Origin of the sequence: Nocardiopsis halophila DSM 44494 (genome assembly GCF_000341245.1) — a bacterium.
Taxonomy (GTDB): domain Bacteria; phylum Actinomycetota; class Actinomycetes; order Streptosporangiales; family Streptosporangiaceae; genus Nocardiopsis_A; species Nocardiopsis_A halophila.
The window spans coordinates 1-14,872 of the sequence record NZ_ANAD01000069.1 but is presented as its reverse complement, the minus strand read 5'-3'; the positions used below and the strand labels follow the sequence as shown (position 1 = coordinate 14,872).

18 protein-coding genes are annotated in these 14,872 nt (G+C 73.5%); 14 read left to right on the top strand and 4 right to left on the bottom strand.

What is annotated here, in order from left to right; genetic code table 11:
- Window positions 1-92 precede the first annotated feature (92 nt).
- From D450_RS0108865 to D450_RS0108845, 5 genes are all read left to right on the top strand, one after another.
- Window positions 93-893 (top strand): class E sortase, encoded by an 801-nt coding sequence (locus D450_RS0108865; protein WP_026124470.1) that lies wholly within the window; start codon window positions 93-95, stop codon window positions 891-893.
- Between the two features lie 4 nt (window positions 894-897).
- On the top strand, window positions 898-1,074 hold the full coding sequence (locus tag D450_RS33960; protein ID WP_017538309.1) for a hypothetical protein: 177 nt from the start codon (window positions 898-900) through the stop codon (window positions 1,072-1,074).
- Between the two features lie 51 nt (window positions 1,075-1,125).
- Window positions 1,126-2,856, top strand: a complete 1,731-nt coding sequence (locus tag D450_RS0108855; RefSeq protein WP_017538308.1) for a DEAD/DEAH box helicase — start codon at window positions 1,126-1,128, stop codon at window positions 2,854-2,856.
- A gap of 103 nt (window positions 2,857-2,959) precedes the next feature.
- Window positions 2,960-3,901: a zinc metalloprotease gene (locus tag D450_RS0108850; RefSeq protein ID WP_017538307.1), complete on the top strand. Its 942-nt coding sequence runs from the start codon at window positions 2,960-2,962 to the stop codon at window positions 3,899-3,901.
- 10 nt (window positions 3,902-3,911) lie between these two features.
- Window positions 3,912-4,922 carry a tryptophan--tRNA ligase gene (locus D450_RS0108845; RefSeq protein WP_017538306.1) on the top strand — a complete coding sequence of 337 codons (1,011 nt, stop codon included), beginning with the start codon at window positions 3,912-3,914 and terminating at the stop codon, window positions 4,920-4,922.
- A 7-nt stretch (window positions 4,923-4,929) separates the two neighbouring features.
- Here the strand turns inward: D450_RS0108845 and D450_RS0108840 are convergent, their stop codons facing one another.
- Both D450_RS0108840 and D450_RS0108835 read right to left on the bottom strand, forming a co-directional pair.
- On the bottom strand, window positions 4,930-5,541 hold the full coding sequence (locus D450_RS0108840; protein WP_161631142.1) for an isochorismatase family protein: 612 nt from the start codon (window positions 5,539-5,541) through the stop codon (window positions 4,930-4,932).
- Window positions 5,541-6,830 carry a nicotinate phosphoribosyltransferase gene (locus tag D450_RS0108835; protein WP_017538304.1) on the bottom strand — a complete coding sequence of 430 codons (1,290 nt, stop codon included), beginning with the start codon at window positions 6,828-6,830 and terminating at the stop codon, window positions 5,541-5,543. The genes D450_RS0108840 and D450_RS0108835 overlap by 1 nt, the downstream gene beginning before the upstream one ends.
- A 116-nt stretch (window positions 6,831-6,946) precedes the next feature.
- On the opposite strand from D450_RS0108835, the gene clpS reads away from it, so the two are divergent.
- From clpS to D450_RS0108800, 7 genes are all read left to right on the top strand, one after another.
- Window positions 6,947-7,243, top strand: a complete 297-nt coding sequence (gene clpS, locus D450_RS0108830) for an ATP-dependent Clp protease adapter ClpS (RefSeq protein WP_017538303.1) — start codon at window positions 6,947-6,949, stop codon at window positions 7,241-7,243.
- A 9-nt stretch (window positions 7,244-7,252) separates the two neighbouring features.
- Window positions 7,253-7,858, top strand: coding sequence for a DUF2017 domain-containing protein (locus D450_RS0108825; RefSeq protein ID WP_017538302.1), 606 nt, complete (start codon window positions 7,253-7,255; stop codon window positions 7,856-7,858).
- A gap of 28 nt (window positions 7,859-7,886) precedes the next feature.
- Complete coding sequence (locus D450_RS0108820; RefSeq protein ID WP_017538301.1) at window positions 7,887-8,327, top strand: Mov34/MPN/PAD-1 family protein; 441 nt, start codon at window positions 7,887-7,889, stop codon at window positions 8,325-8,327.
- 53 nt (window positions 8,328-8,380) lie between these two features.
- A complete protein-coding gene (locus D450_RS0108815; RefSeq protein WP_017538300.1) occupies window positions 8,381-8,659 on the top strand; it encodes a MoaD/ThiS family protein in 279 nt (92 codons plus the stop codon).
- 5 nt (window positions 8,660-8,664) lie between these two features.
- Window positions 8,665-9,612 (top strand): PLP-dependent cysteine synthase family protein, encoded by a 948-nt coding sequence (locus tag D450_RS0108810; protein ID WP_017538299.1) that lies wholly within the window; start codon window positions 8,665-8,667, stop codon window positions 9,610-9,612.
- 50 nt (window positions 9,613-9,662) lie between these two features.
- Window positions 9,663-10,469: a thioesterase family protein gene (locus D450_RS0108805; protein ID WP_026128451.1), complete on the top strand. Its 807-nt coding sequence runs from the start codon at window positions 9,663-9,665 to the stop codon at window positions 10,467-10,469.
- A 215-nt stretch (window positions 10,470-10,684) separates the two neighbouring features.
- Window positions 10,685-11,464 (top strand): MBL fold metallo-hydrolase, encoded by a 780-nt coding sequence (locus D450_RS0108800; protein ID WP_017538297.1) that lies wholly within the window; start codon window positions 10,685-10,687, stop codon window positions 11,462-11,464.
- Window positions 11,465-11,512: 48 nt separating this feature from the next.
- Here D450_RS0108800 and D450_RS0108795 read toward each other — a convergent pair whose 3' ends face one another.
- Entirely contained in the window at window positions 11,513-12,172 is a 660-nt protein-coding gene (locus D450_RS0108795) for a hypothetical protein (protein WP_017538296.1), read from the bottom strand.
- 103 nt (window positions 12,173-12,275) lie between these two features.
- On the opposite strand from D450_RS0108795, the gene rph reads away from it, so the two are divergent.
- A complete protein-coding gene (rph, locus tag D450_RS0108790) occupies window positions 12,276-12,953 on the top strand; it encodes a ribonuclease PH (protein WP_017538295.1) in 678 nt (225 codons plus the stop codon).
- Window positions 12,950-13,573, top strand: coding sequence for an RdgB/HAM1 family non-canonical purine NTP pyrophosphatase (gene rdgB / locus D450_RS0108785; RefSeq protein WP_017538294.1), 624 nt, complete (start codon window positions 12,950-12,952; stop codon window positions 13,571-13,573). The genes rph and rdgB overlap by 4 nt, the downstream gene beginning before the upstream one ends.
- Before the next feature lie 36 nt (window positions 13,574-13,609).
- Here rdgB and D450_RS0108780 read toward each other — a convergent pair whose 3' ends face one another.
- Window positions 13,610-14,326 (bottom strand): aspartate/glutamate racemase family protein, encoded by a 717-nt coding sequence (locus D450_RS0108780; RefSeq protein ID WP_017538293.1) that lies wholly within the window; start codon window positions 14,324-14,326, stop codon window positions 13,610-13,612.
- Window positions 14,327-14,872 lie beyond the last annotated feature (546 nt).

Below are 14,872 nucleotides of genomic sequence, written 5' to 3'. Positions count from 1 at the left end.
CGCCCGCCGCTGAGGGGATCTGCGCCCCCGGGGGCGGGTGGGGCAGGATACGCTCCCAGGGACGGTGACGACGGGTAGGTCAGGTAGGTCGCATGGTTTCCACGAGCGAGCGTGAGCGGGGGGCCCGCCGGAGGTCCGGGGCGCACGGCTCGGGCGGGCGCGGACGCCGCCGCAGGCGCCGCGGGGTGAGCGCGGGCGATGTCGCCCGGGGGATCCTGCGCGGCTTCGGCGAGCTGCTGTTCACCGCCGGGGTCGTCATGCTCTTCTTCGCCGTGTACCAGATCTACGGCAAGCAGATGGAGACCGACCGGGAGCAGCAGGGGCTCGACAACGACCTGCAGCAGGCCTGGGAGGAGCCCAAGGGCCCCGACTCCGAGCCGCTGCCCGGCTCGGCCGACAGCCGGCTGTACATCCCCGGACTGGACCTGGAGTGGGTCGTGGTCAACGGGGTCCAGCCCGAGGACATCCGCTACAGCCCCGGCCGCTACACCGACGACGACGTCGCGGGGGGCGACGCCGCCTCCGCCGGTGAGCTGGGCAACTACGCCGTGGCCGGGCACCGCACCTCGGGCATCTTCTGGGACCTCGACCAGCTCTCCGACGGCGACCCGCTCGTCCTGGAGGACGCGGAGAACTTCTACACCTACGAGGTCATCGAGGAGGAGGTCGTCACACCCGACCAGGTCGACGTGGTCGACCCCGACCCCTTCGACCCGGAGAACAACGACGACCCCCAGCGCGCGCTGCTCACCCTGACCACCTGCGCGCCCAAGCTCAACAACACCCACCGGCTGATCGTGCACGCCGAGCTGACCGACACCCGGCCCAAGGACGAGGGCATGCCCGAGTCCATCGAGCACATGGCGCCGGACGACGCCGAAGAGGGGGAGTGACCCGGTGTACGGACTGATCTGGCGGCTGCTCCCGGGCCCGGTCCCGGTCAAGCTCGTCCTGGCGCTCGCGCTGCTGGCCGGAGCCGCCTGGCTGCTCTGGTACGTCGTCTTCCCCTGGGCCGACCCCTACATGCCGTTCAACGACGGTGCCGTCGACACCGGCGCGGGGGCAGGCGGCTGACCTCCCTGCCTCGGATACCCTCGTCCGGGTGAGCAACAGGGGAACGGCCGAATGACGGTTCTGCAGACGAGCACGGGGGAGCGCCTCGCCGGGCTGCGCCAGTGGCAGCGGGAGGCGTTCGAGGAGTACTTCCGCAGAGACCCCAGGGACTTCCTGGCGGTGGCCACGCCGGGCGCGGGCAAGACGACCTTCGCGCTGACGCTCGCCGCGGAGCTGCTGGCGCGGCACGCGGTGCGCTCGGTGACGATCGTGTGCCCGACCGAGCACCTGAAGAAGCAGTGGGCCGAGGCCGCCGCGCGGTTCGGGATCGCCATCGACCCCGACTTCAAGAACGGCCAGGGGGCGCTGGGCCGGCAGTACACCGGGGCGGCGGTGACCTACGCCCAGGTGGCGGCGCACCCGATGCTGCACCGCAACCGCACCGAGGCGCGCCGCACGCTGGTCGTCTTCGACGAGGTGCACCACGCCGGCGACGCCCTGTCCTGGGGCGAGGCGGTGCGCGAGGCCTTCGACCCGGCCGCCCGGCGCCTGGCGCTGACCGGCACCCCCTTCCGGTCCGACGTCAACCCCATCCCGTTCGTGGACTACGTCCAGGACGGCCAGGGGATCCGCCGCTGCTCCTGGGACTACAACTACGGCTACACCCCGGCGCTGACCGACGGCGTCGTGCGGCCGGTGCTGTTCATGGCCTACTCCGGGGAGATGCGCTGGCGCACCCGGGCCGGCGACGAGCTCGCCGCCCGCCTGGGCGAGCCGCTCACCCAGGACGCCCTGTCCCAGGCCTGGAAGGCCGCGCTGGACCCCAAGGGCGACTGGATCAAGAAGGTCCTGGCCGCCGCCGACCGGCGGCTGACCGAGGTGCGCCACTCCAGCCCCGACGCCGGGGGCCTGGTCATCGCCACCGACCACGAGAACGCCCGCGCCTACGCGCGCATCCTGCGCAAGATCACCGGCCAGGGCGCCACGGTCGTGCTCTCCGACGACCCCACCGCGAGCAAGAAGATCTCCCGCTTCGCCGAGTCCGACGAGCGCTGGATGGTCGCGGTGCGCATGGTCTCCGAGGGCGTGGACGTGCCGCGGCTGATGGTGGGGGTCTACGCCACCTCCACCAGCACCGCGCTGTTCTTCGCCCAGGCGGTGGGGCGCTTCGTGCGGTCCCGGCGGCGCGGAGAGGTGGCCTCGGTCTTCCTGCCCTCGGTGCCCACCCTGCTGGAGCTGGCCGGGGAGATGGAGCGCGAGCGCGACCACGCCCTGGACCGGCCGCCGAAGGAGGGCGAGGAGTTCGACCCCGAGGGGCGGGAGCTGGACGAGGCCCGCAAGAAGCGGGACACCCCCGACGCGGGGGAGGAGCTGCCCTTCGAGACGATGGAGGCCTCCGCCGAGTTCGACCGGGTGCTCTACGACGGCTCGGAGTTCGGCGGCGGCACCCCCGACTCGCCCGAGGAGGAGGACTTCCTGGGGCTGCCCGGGCTGCTGGAGCCCGAGCAGGTGGCCCAGCTGCTGCGCAAGCGCAAGGCCGACCAGCGGGCCGGCGAGCGCAGGCCGCCCCGGCAGGAGCAGGAGCAGCCGGACGGCGCCCCCGAGCACGAGCGGGTGGCCGCGCTGCGCAAGGAGCTCAACGGGCTGGTGGGCGCCTGGCACCACCGCACCGGCCGGCCGCACGGGATGATCCACAACGAGCTGCGCCGCGCCTGCGGCGGGCCGCCCATCGCCCAGGCCTCGCCCGAGCAGATCGAGCAGCGCATCGCCAAGATCCGCACCTGGGCCACCGGGGGCACCTGAGCCCATCGGCCGGTAAACACCCGGCAAGGGCGGCGAACCGGGCCCGCGCGCCACAACCACCCAAAGTGGTCGAACGGATACGTTCCGCGCCATGGGGCAATGTGTGAAGAGGATCGGCCGCACCGGTGCCGGGCTGGCGGCCTGCGCCGCGGCCCTGGCCGCCCTGCTGGGTGCCGCCGGGCAGGGGGGCACAGGGCAGGGGAGCGCTGGCCAGGACGCACCGGAGGCCGCCGAGGACTGCCGCACCGGCGGGGGGTACGGCGGCCGCGACGGCCACGTCACCCCCGAGCAGGCCGCCGAGTACGAGCGTGAGCTCCGCGAGGCCCGGGTGCCGCAGTCGGCCCACCGGGAGCGCCGCACCGTGCCCGTGGTGGTGCACGTGGTCAGCGCCTCCGACGGGACCGGGGACCTGTCCGCCGACACCGTCCGCGAGCAGGTCCGGGTGCTGGACCGGGCCTTCGGGGGCGGCTACGGCGGCGCCGACACCGGCTTCGACTTCGAGCTGGAGGAGACCGTCCGCACCGTCGACGACCGGCTGTTCTCCACCATCGCAGGGCAGGGCGCCCGGGAGCGGGCCGAGATGCGCCGGGGCGGGCCCGAGACGCTCAACCTGTTCACCGCCGACCTGGGGCGCGGGGTGCTCGGCCGCTCGACCTTCCCCCAGGACTACGCCGAGGACCCAGGCGGCGACGGCGTCGTCGTGGACCACCGCACCGTCCCCGGCGGCGCCCGCGAGCACTTCGACCGCGGCCACACCGCCACCCACGAGGCCGGGCACTGGCTCGGGCTCTTCCACACCTTCCAGAACGGCTGCTCCTGGCCCGGGGACTACGTCGGAGACACCCCCTACGAGCGCGAGCAGGCCTCCGGCTGCCCGGACGGCCGCGACACCTGCCCCGCCCGTCCCGGCTCCGACCCCGTGCGCAACTTCATGAACTACAGCGACGACGCCTGCATGAGCGAGTTCACCGACGGCCAGGCCGAGCGGATGGCCGCCCACTGGTACGCCTTCCGCGCCGGGCACGGCGCTCAGGGGGTGTCCTAGACTCGGGGCCATGGCAGCGACCAAGACCTACCTGACCGGCATCCAGACGTCGGGGATGCCGCACCTCGGCAACTACATCGGGGCCATCAAGCCCGCCCTGGACGCGGCGCGCGAGCACGACAGCATGTACTTCCTCGCCGACTACCACGCGCTCAACTCGGTCCGGGACCCCGAGAGGCTCCGCCACGACGTCCGGTCGGTCGCCGCCACGTGGCTCGCCTGCGGTCTGGACCCCGAGCGCACCGTGCTCTACCGGCAGTCCGACGTGCCCGAGGTCTTCGAGCTGACCACCGTGCTCGGCGCGGTGACCGCCAAGGGCCTGATGAACCGCGCCCACGCCTACAAGGCCGCCCGGGACCGCAACGCCGAGTCCGGCGCCGAGGACCTGGACGCCGGCGTCAACATGGGCCTGTTCAACTACCCCGTCCTGATGGCCGCCGACATCCTGGTGATGGAGGCCGACGTGGTCCCGGTCGGCCGGGACCAGCGCCAGCACATCGAGTACACCGCCGACATCGCCGGCTCCTTCAACCACCTCTACGGTGCCGGGTACGCCTTCCCGATCCCGGAGGGCGCCTACCCCGAGGGGGAGTCCAGCCTGCTCCCCGGCATCGACGGCCGGAAGATGAGCAAGTCCTACGACAACCACATCCCGCTGTTCCTGCCGGAGAACAGGCTCAAGAAGCTGGTGCGGCGCATCCCCACCGACTCCACGCCGGTGGAGGACCCCAAGGACCCCGACACCTCGGCCGTGTTCCAGCTGTTGGAGCACTTCGCCGACGCCGAGCGCACCGCGGCCGTCCGCAAGCGCCTGGAAGAGGGCGGCATGGGCTGGGGCGAGCTCAAGAACGAGCTGTTCGAGGTCCTCAACACCACCTTCGGCCCCATGCGCGAGCGCTACGACGCGCTGATGGAGCCCGACAGCGACCTCGACGCGATCCTGGCCGCCGGGGCCGAGCGCGCGCGGCGGCGCGCCCGGGCCACCCTGGCCAAGGTCCGCGCCGCCATCGGCATCGACTGAGGCGCCCTCAGGCGGCGACCACCGGCTCGCCCTGCAGGACGACGCCCCCGGCGGACAGCTCCCGCAGGGCGGCGTCGGTGGTCGCGCGGGACACCCCCGCCGTCAGGTTCAGCAGCACCCGGGTGGAGAACCCGGCCGCGGCCGCGTCGGCCGCCGTGGCCCGCACGCAGTGGTCGGTGGCGATGCCCACGACGTCCACCTCCGTGACCCCGTGCGCGCGCAGCCACTCCTCCAGGGGCCGGCCGTCCTCGGCCGTGCCCTCGAAGCCGCTGTAGGCGGCGGTGTAGGCGCCCTTGCTGAACACCTCCTCCACCGGCGCGGTGTCGAAGGCCCGGTGGAACTCGGCGCCCTCGGTGCCCACCACGCAGTGCGGCGGCCAGCTGTCCACGAAGTCCGGCTCGGCGGAGAAGTGGCCGCCCGGGTCCACGTGGTGGTCGCGGGTGGCCACCACGTGGGCGTAGGAGTCCCGGTGCGCGGCGATGTGGGCCGAGACCTCCCCGGCCACGGCGGCGCCGCCGGCCACCCCCATGCTGCCGCCCTCGCAGAAGTCGTTCTGCACGTCCACGACGATCAGTGCCCGCTGTGTTCTCTCTGTGCTCTGTGCGTCCGGTGCGCTCATCACGGCCTCCCCAGGAACTCGGTGGGCAGCGCGGGCTCCCCGCGCGACATCCGGCGCGCCGCGGCCGGCAGCTCGGCCAGCGACCGGGCGTGCCGCTCGCGGGCCGCCTCCAGCGGCTCGGCGCCCACGACCTCGCCGCCCTCGACCAGCCGGCGCAGCAGCGGCCGCAGCCCGGGGCGCGGCTCGGGGTCGTGGTCGTGCACCATCTCGGCGGTGGCGGTGCCGTCGTCGCCGACCGCGCGCGAGGCCCATTTGCGCCCGCCCTTGCTCGGCTTGCCGACCGACCGCTTGGCGACCGGCTCCAGCGGCACCCCGTCCCCGGTCCCGCGGGCCCGGGCCACCAGCTTGTACACCAGCGAGGCGGTGGGCGCCCCGGAGCCGGTCACCAGCGCGGTGCCCACCCCGTAGCCGTCCACCGGCGCGATCGCCAGCGCCTGGATGGCGTACTCGTCCAGGTCCCCGGTGACCACGATCCGGGCGTCGGAGGCGCCCAGCCCGTCCAGCTGGCGGCGGACCCGCGCCGCCTCGGCGGCCAGGTCGCCCGAGTCCACCCGCACCCCGCCCAGGCCGGTCCCGGCCAGCTCCACCGCGGTGCCCACGCCGCGGGCGACGTCGTAGGTGTCCACCAGCAGGGTGGTGCCCGGGCCCAGTGCGTCCAGCTGCGCCTGGAAGGCGTGCCGCTCGCTGTCGTGCAGCAGGGTGAAGGCGTGCGCGCTGGTCCCGGCGGTCGGGACGCCCCAGCGGCGGCCCGCCTCCAGGTTGGAGGTGCTGGCGAAGCCCGAGATGTAGGCGGCCCGGGCCGAGGCCACGGCGGCGCCCTCGTGGGTGCGCCGCGACCCCATCTCGATCATCGGCCGCCCCTGGGCGGCCACGGCCATCCGGGAGGCCGCCGAGGCGATCGCGGTGTCGTGGTTGAACACCGACAGCGCCAGGGTCTCCAGCAGCACCGCCTCGGCGAAGGTGCCCTCGACGACCATGACGGGGGAGCCGGGGAAGTAGCACTCGCCCTCGCCGTAGCCCCACACGTCGCCGGTGAAGCGGTAGTCGGCCAGCCACTGCAGGGTGGCCTCGTCCACCACCCCGGCGTCGGAGAGGTAGTCCAGCTCGGCGGTGCCGAAGCGGAAGTCGCGCAGCGCCTCCAGGAACCGGCCGGTGCCGGCGACCACGCCGTAGCGGNCGAACATCTCGAAGACGGCCCGCCGGTGCGCCGCGCCGCTGCGCAGGGCCCCCTGCAGCATGGTCAGCTCGTACCGGTCGGTGAGCAGGGCGCTGCTCGCGTGGTCGGTCATGGGCATCCAGACTAGTTTGTGTCTCTCGGTACCAAAATAGCGGTGCCGTGCGGTGGGGCCGCGCAGTGGGACAATGGAGCCGGTACCGCCGGTAGAGCGTGAGAGGTGAGCGACCCATGGGGACCGCCCCGGCACCGGTCGAGCAGGAACGGCCGGAGGCCGACGAGGACGTGCGACCCGACACGCCGTGGGTGACGATCGTCTGGAACGACCCGGTGAACCTCATGTCCTATGTCACCTACGTCTTCCAGACCGTCTTCGGCTACCCCAGGGCCAAGGCGCACAAGCTGATGCTGGACGTGCACCACAAGGGGCGCGCCGTCGTCTCCAGCGGCTCCCGCGAGGAGATGGAGCGGGACGTGTCGGTGCTGCACGAGTACGGCCTGTGGGCGACACTGCAGCACGACGAATAGGGTGGCCGGATGACCGACGGATTCCGTGCCGTGCGCGGCGGCGTGCGCATCCGCCTGGACCGCGACGAGGCCGCGGTGCTGCGCTCGATGGCCGCGCTCGTGCTGGAGCTGGTGGATCCCCCCGAGGACGGGGGCGACCCGCTGGAGGCCCTGGTGGGCATCGGGGGCGCCTCCCGCACGCCTGAGGACCCGGTGCTGGCCCGGCTGCTGCCGGACGCCTACACCGGCGACCGCGAGGCCGCCGGGGACTTCCGCCGCTACACCGAGGGCGACCTGCGCCGGCACAAGCGGGAGAACGCCGAGGCGGTGATGGCGGGGCTGGAGGGCCTGGGCCCCGGCGGCGGCGAGCTGGTGCTGGACACCGGCGACGCGCACGCCTGGCTCAAGGCGCTCAACGACGTCCGGCTGGCGCTGGGCACCCGGCTGGGCGTGGAGGAGGACGGCGGCGCCACCCGGGTGCGCGCCGAGGCCGCCTCCGACCGGGCCGCGCTCGGCGTCTACGAGTGGCTCGGCGGGCTGCAGGAGACCCTGGTCCAGGCCCTGACGGGGNGGGGGGGCGACTGGGGCGGCCGGCGGCACGGCCCGCCGAAAAAGTCATACCCAGTGAGTGGGTAGGGATAATTTCTCGGCTACCCTGAGGGCCATGCTGAGGATCAACCGGGAGATCCGCGACAGGATCGTCGCGCACGCCCGCCGCGACCACCCCGACGAGGCGTGCGGCATCGTGGCCGGCCCCCTCGGGTCCGACCGGCCCGAGCGCATGGTCGAGATGGCCAACGCGGAGCGCTCGCCCACCTTCTACCGCTTCGACTCCAAAGAGCAGCTGAAGGTCTGGCGGGAGATGGACGACCGCGACGAGGAGCCCGTGGTCATCTACCACTCGCACACCGCGACCGAGGCCTACCCCTCCCGGACCGACGTCTCCTACGCCTCCGAGCCCGGCGCGCACTACGTGCTGGTCTCCACCCGCGACCCGCACACCGCCGAGTTCCGCTCCTTCCGGATCACCGGCGGCGAGGTCGCCGAGGAGCCCGTGGAGATCGTCGAAGGGCGGGCCGGGGGCGGGGAATCCGCCGGGGCCTAGCGCCGTTGACGCCGGTGACGACGACCGGGACCACACCAGAGAACGGAGACACCATGGCCACCGAGGTCCGCATCCCCACGATCATGCGCAACCTGACCGACGGCGCCAAGGCCGTCGAGGGCAGCGGAGCCACCCTCGCCGAGCTCATCGACGACCTGGACCGCCGCCACCCCGGGCTGGGCGACAAGCTCGTCCAGGACGGCAAGCTGCGGCGGTTCGTCAACATCTACCTCAACGACGAGGACGTGCGCTTCCTCGGCGGGATCGAGGCGCAGGTCGCCGACGGCGACACCGTCACCGTGCTTCCGGCGGTCGCCGGCGGCATGCGCTAGCCGCCATGCGCCACGACTCGCTCCTGGACTCCCTGGGCGGCACGCCGCTGGTCGGCCTGCCCGCCCTCTCGCCCGCCCCCGACGTGCGGCTGTGGGCCAAGCTGGAGGACCGCAACCCCACCGGCTCCGTCAAGGACCGGGCGGCCCTCTTCATGGTCGAGCAGGCCGAGAAGGACGGGCTGCTCACGCCCGGCTGCACCATCCTCGAGCCCACCTCGGGCAACACCGGCATCTCCCTGGCCATGGTCGCCCGCCTGCGCGGCTACCGCATGGTCTGCGTGATGCCGGAGAACACCTCGGCCGAGCGGCGCCAGCTGCTGCGGATGTGGGGCGCCGAGGTGCACTCCTCTCCGGCCGAGGGGGGATCCAACGAGGCGGTGCGGGTGGCCAAGCGGATGGCCGCCGACCACCCCGACTGGGTCATGCTCTACCAGTACGGCAACCCCGCCAACGCCCGCGCGCACTACGAGACCACCGGCCCCGAGCTGCTCGCGGACCTGCCGGAGATCACGCACTTCGTGGCGGGGCTGGGCACCACCGGCACCCTCATGGGGGTGGGGCGCTACCTGCGCGAGCACCGGCCCGACGTGAAGATCGTCGCCGCCGAGCCGCGCTACGGCGAGCTCGTCTACGGGCTGCGCAACCTGGACGAGGGGTTCGTCCCCGAGCTCTACGACGCCGAGGTGCTCACCACCCGCTTCTCGGTGCCCTCCGACGCGGCCCTGCGCCGCACCCGGCAGCTGCTGGAGCGCGAGGGCGTCTTCGCCGGGATCTCCACCGGTGGGGCACTGCACGCCGCGCTGGCCATGGCCGACAAGGCGGCCAAGGCCGGCGAGCGGGCCGACATCGCCCTGGTCATCGCCGACGGCGGGTGGAAGTACCTGTCCACCGGCGCCTACGAGGGCACCCTGGCCGAGGCCGAGGAGCGGCTGGAGGGCCAGCTCTGGGCCTGAGCCCGCACCCGGGTGGCGCGTTCCGAACATCGTTCGGTTCAATGGGGCGCATGTCACGCTTGGACCGCGCCACCCGGGTCGCCGCCGGCGACGACGGGCGCCACCGCGCCGACCTCGACCCCGGCTTCCTCATCGGCACCGCGCTCAACGGCGGCTACCTGATGGCCGTCATGCAGCGCGCCGCCCTGCAGCGGGCGCCCGGCCACCCGCACCCGGTCGCCTCCTCCTACCACTTCCTGCACCCCGCCTCCCCGGGGCCGGCCGAGGTGGTCACCGAGGCGCTCAAGACCGGGCGCACCGTCACCTCGCTGCGCACCACCCTGCGCCAGGGCGGGCGCGACCTGGTCACCGGCACCATCGCCGCCGCGCGCCTGGACCCCGGCGCCGAACCCGACTACGCCGGGCCCGCCCCGGCCGTGCCCCCGCCCGAGCGGTGCCGCCGGTTCGACCCCCGGCGCAGCGTCACCGGCGAGGAGGGGTTCATCGGCCGGCTGGAGCAGTACTACACCGAGGACTCCTGGAAGGCCCTGACCGGCAAGGTCGAGGACCCGGTCCCCGAGCTCAGCGGCCACCTGGCGCCCGCCCCGGCCGAGGGCGCGCCCGCCGACCCGGCCGACTTCCTGCCTGTGGCGGTGGACGCCACCCCGCCGGTGGTCACCGTGCTCGACTCCTGGAGGTGGGCCCCCACCGTGGAGCTCACCTGGCACATGCGCGCCGCCCCCGAACCGGGTCCCCTGGCCTTCCGTGCCCGCAGCCGGCTCGCCGCCGGGGGCTGGTTCGACGAGAGCGTGGAGTTGTGGGATGTGAAGGGGCGGCTCGTGGCGCAGGGGCGGCAACTCGCCCGAAACGGGCGCTGACCCCCGTTTATCGCCTTTGAGCAGGAAAAACGTGGAGTGTTCGGCTCTGGGAACAGGTCACATGTGATCCAGGCCGCGTGAGACGCGGGCCACATTCGGTACCACCGCAGCGGTCATTGGGGTAGACCCGTAACACGGAGAACATGGAGACGCCCGGCTCGGCGCCGCCGCGCTGGTCTCCGCGGAGGCATTCCACCCGAAAAGGCAAAAGCGACGTGCGACTCACCATCATCGGATCCTCGGGGAGCTTCCCCGGCCCGGCCAGCCCCGCCTCGTGCTACCTCGTGGAGGCGGACGGATACCGCCTGCTCCTCGACCTCGGCAACGGCGCCCTCGGAGCGCTCCAGAAGTACACCGACATCTACGGCATCGACGCCGTCTACCTCAGCCACCTGCATGCCGACCACTGCTTCGACCTCTGCTCCTACTGGGTCGCGCGCACCTACCCGCACGGCGGGCGCAAGCCCCGCATCCCCGTCTACGGCCCGCCCGGCGTCGCCGACCGGATGGCCGAGGCCTACGGGCTGGACCCCGAACCCGGCATGCGCGAGACCTTCGACTTCGTCGAACTCGCCCCCGGGGAGCTGAACATCGGGCCGTTCTCCGCGACCGTCGCCCGCGTCAACCACCCCGTCGACGCCTACGGGATCCGCCTGGAGCACGCCGGGTCCACCCTGACCTACAGCGGTGACACCGCCACCTGCGAGGAGCTCACCGGCCTGGCCCTGGACACCGACCTGTTCCTGTGCGAGGCCTCGTTCCACGACCACCACGACAACCCGCACGGGGTGCACCTGACCGGGGCCGAGGCCGGTGCGCACGCCGACCGGTCGGGGGCCCACCGCCTCGTGCTGACCCACCTGGTGCCCTGGAACGACGACGAGCTCACCCTCCGCGAGGCGCGCAGCGCCTACGAGGGGCCCGTGGAGCTGGCCCGGCCCGGCGCCGTCTACCGGATCGGCGTGGAGGCCGGAGCGCTGGACGCGGTCGGATGACCTGAGGACGGGGTGTTCTGCGGGCCGTCTCCGGTCCGCGGCCGCGCCCTAGTCCAGCAGGCCCTCCGCGGTGGCGGCCGCGGCCTCCATGGCCGCGCCCCCGTCGCGCTCCAAGGTGTCGCTGTTCGCCTGCACGGTCACCAGCAGGCCCGGCAGGTGCAGGCGGACCCGGGAGAACCGCTCGCCCGGCCGCCACTCGGCGAACCCGCCCAGCGCGGTCAGCCGCTCGGTGGTGAAGTAGGCCTGCGAGCCCTCCGCGGCGGCCTCCTGCACGGCCGCGGGGACCTCGCCGGCGTGCTCGACCCGGCTGCCCTCCGGGGACAGCGACACGAGCACCACCGCGCTGCCGTCGCCGCGGTCGAACCCCGCCCACGAGCACTCCAGGGCGCTCTCCCCGCGCACCTGGGTGAACTGGGCGTCCTCGGGGGCCAGCTCGGCGAACGCCTCGGTGTCCTCCGGCAGCCCGGCCTCCTCGCAGGTGCCGGGCACCTCCACCGGCTCGGCCCCGGCCGGGGGCCCGGCCTCGTCCGCGGTGCCCTCCGGCGCCACCGGCTCCCCGCCGAACGCCTCCCAGGCCGGGGCCGCGTCCGCGGACCGCGCCGGCGAGTCGGAGGCCGGCCCCGGCGGGGGGTCCGCCTCCCCGGCCGCGCAGCCGGAAGCGGCGAGCGCCAGCGCCCCGGCGGCCAGTGCCCTGGGAAGCTCGATCATGGCCCCAATGGTGCCAGAGATCCGCGCGACCGGACCCGGGCCAGAAGATAGTCTTCGGAGCATGGCTCGACCCGACGGACGCGCTCCGAACCAACTCCGCCCCGTGAACATCACCCGCAACTGGCTCCGCCACGCGGAGGGCTCCGCGCTCATCGAGTTCGGTGACACCCGCGTCCTGTGCGCCGCCACCGTCGAGGAGGGGGTGCCGCGCTGGCGCCGCGGCACCGGCGAGGGCTGGGTGACCGCCGAGTACGCGATGCTGCCCCGCTCCACCGACACCCGCGGCGCCCGCGAGTCGGTCAAGGGCAAGATCGGCGGCCGCACCCACGAGATCTCCCGCCTGGTCGGCCGGTCGCTGCGCGCGGTCGTCGACTTCAAGGCCATGGGCGAGAACACCATCACCCTCGACTGCGACGTGCTCCAGGCCGACGGGGGCACCCGCACCGCGGCCATCACCGGCGCCTACGTCGCCCTGGCCGACGCCGTCAAGCACCTGCGCAAGCGGCGCAACCTCAAGAACAACCCGCTGTCCGGCTCGGTGGCCGCGGTCAGCGTCGGCATGATCCAGGGCCAGCCCCGCCTGGACCTGAACTACCTGGAGGACTCGGTCGCCCAGACCGACATGAACGTCGTCGTCACCGGCGACGGCAGCTTCGTCGAGGTGCAGGGCACCGCCGAGGGGGCGCCGTTCGACCGCGCCGAGCTCGACGGCCTGCTGGACCTGGCGGTGGGGGGCTGCGCCGAGCTGACCGAGCTGCAGAAGAAGGCCCTGGCCGGATGAGCGGGCGGCTCCGACTGGTGCTGGCCACCAGGAATACCAAGAAGGTCCCCGAGATGGCGGCCATCCTGGCCGAGGCCGGGGTGGACGCCCACGTCGTCGGGCTCGACGAGCACCCCGGGGCCCCCGAGGTCGCCGAGACCGAGCCGACGTTCACCGGCAACGCCCTGCTCAAGGCGCGGGCGGTGGCCGCCTCCACCGGGCTGCCGGCGGTCGCCGACGACTCCGGGCTGCGCGTGGACGCCCTGGGCGGCATGCCGGGCGTGCTCTCGGCGCGCTGGTCCGGCCGGTTCGGCGACGCCTCCGGAGACAAGGACCTGGCCAACCTGCACCTGGTGCTCGACCAGCTCGCCGACACCCCGGACGAGCGCCGCGGGGCCGAGTTCGTCGCCGCCGCCGCGCTCGTCGTGCCCGGGGGAGAGGAGACCGCGGTCGAGGGCGTCATGCGCGGGAGCATCATCCGCGAGCCGCGGGGCGCCAACGGGTTCGGCTACGACCCCGTGTTCGTCCCCGAGGGCGGGGACCGCACCACCGCGGAGATGGCGGCCGAGGAGAAGAACGCCATCAGCCACCGGGGCAAGGCCTTCCGCGCCTTGGCCGAGGAGATCCGCAGGATCTCCTGAGCGACGGCTCTCCAGAGAGACGACCCGGAAGACGCTTCAGACAGGGCCGCCCCGCCACACCGGCATGGGGCGGCCTTCGTCCGCCACCTCCCGTGCGGCGCGGGCCAGCAGGCGGGTGGAGTCCAGCACCGGCAGCGGGGACGCCTCCGGCGGCAGGAGGATCGGGATCTCGGTGCACACGAGGGCGACCGCATCACAGCCGTCCCGGGCCAGGCGCGCGACGATCTCCCCGAAGGCGGTGCGGGTGGAGTCCTTGAAGACGCCGTGGACGAGTTCACCGAAGACGGCCTCGTGAACGAACGCCCGGTCGTCCGAGTCCGGGATGCCGGCGTCGATCCCCTTGGCCTTGAGCGCGCGCGGGTAGACCGGCCCTTCCATCGTGAACGCGGTCCCGAGGACGCCCACCTTGCGGTGGCCCTGCCGGGCGGCGCGGTCGGCGACGGCGTCGGCGATGTGCAGGCCGGGCAGGGGGAGCGCCGGCCCGGGGGACTCCAGCGCGAGGTGGGCGGTGTTGTCGGGGCAGACGAAGAAGTCGGCCCCGGCGGCGGCGAGCCGCTCGACGCTCACCGCCAGGACCTCCTTCACCGCGGCGTGGTCGCCGCTGTTCCAGGCGGGCATGGTGCGGCCGAACGCGATGCAGTCCAAGGAGACGTCCGGATGCATGTCGGCCCGGCCGTCGGCGCCGTGGCAGAACTCCCGGAAACAGAGGGACGCGCCTTCGGCGCTGTGGGCGAGGATGCCGAGATGCTTCATCGGTGCCTCCTGAACGGTGCCGTGAGCAGCGGGAAGCCGGGTCGGGAAAGGGGACGGCCAGGGGGGTGCCCGTTCCGGGAGCGTAACCCGCGGGGGACGGAGGCTGTGATGCGGCGCACGGCGCGTCTTGGACGGGAAGGCCCCGGGGGTCCGGTAACGTTGTGCGGGTCGCCGCGCCGAAGGGCTTCGGGGCAGCTTCGCAAGAGGCGCCTGGAGACTCCCGGAGGCTCAGGCGACACGTCCTCTGGAAAGGCGTTCGAGGCACCGCCTCGGATGTGTATCCTGGAGGACGAGCGGCCCACCGAGGTCCGAACACCCGCGAGAGCGGGTGGGCGATCGGGGCCGCATCTCACCGAGGACACTCTGCCCGCTGAGCGGGCGTCTTCCGAATCCGATCCGGTGTCGGCGCCGTGTGCGCGGACGGGGGAACGGTCCGCGGGAGAAGCGGAGAGTCCCAGGGAAATGCGAAACCCGCCGATTTGGCGGAAATGAGCGGCCCTGATAAAGTGGGAGCACAACAAAGCGGAAAGCCGCCTCTAGCGGAAA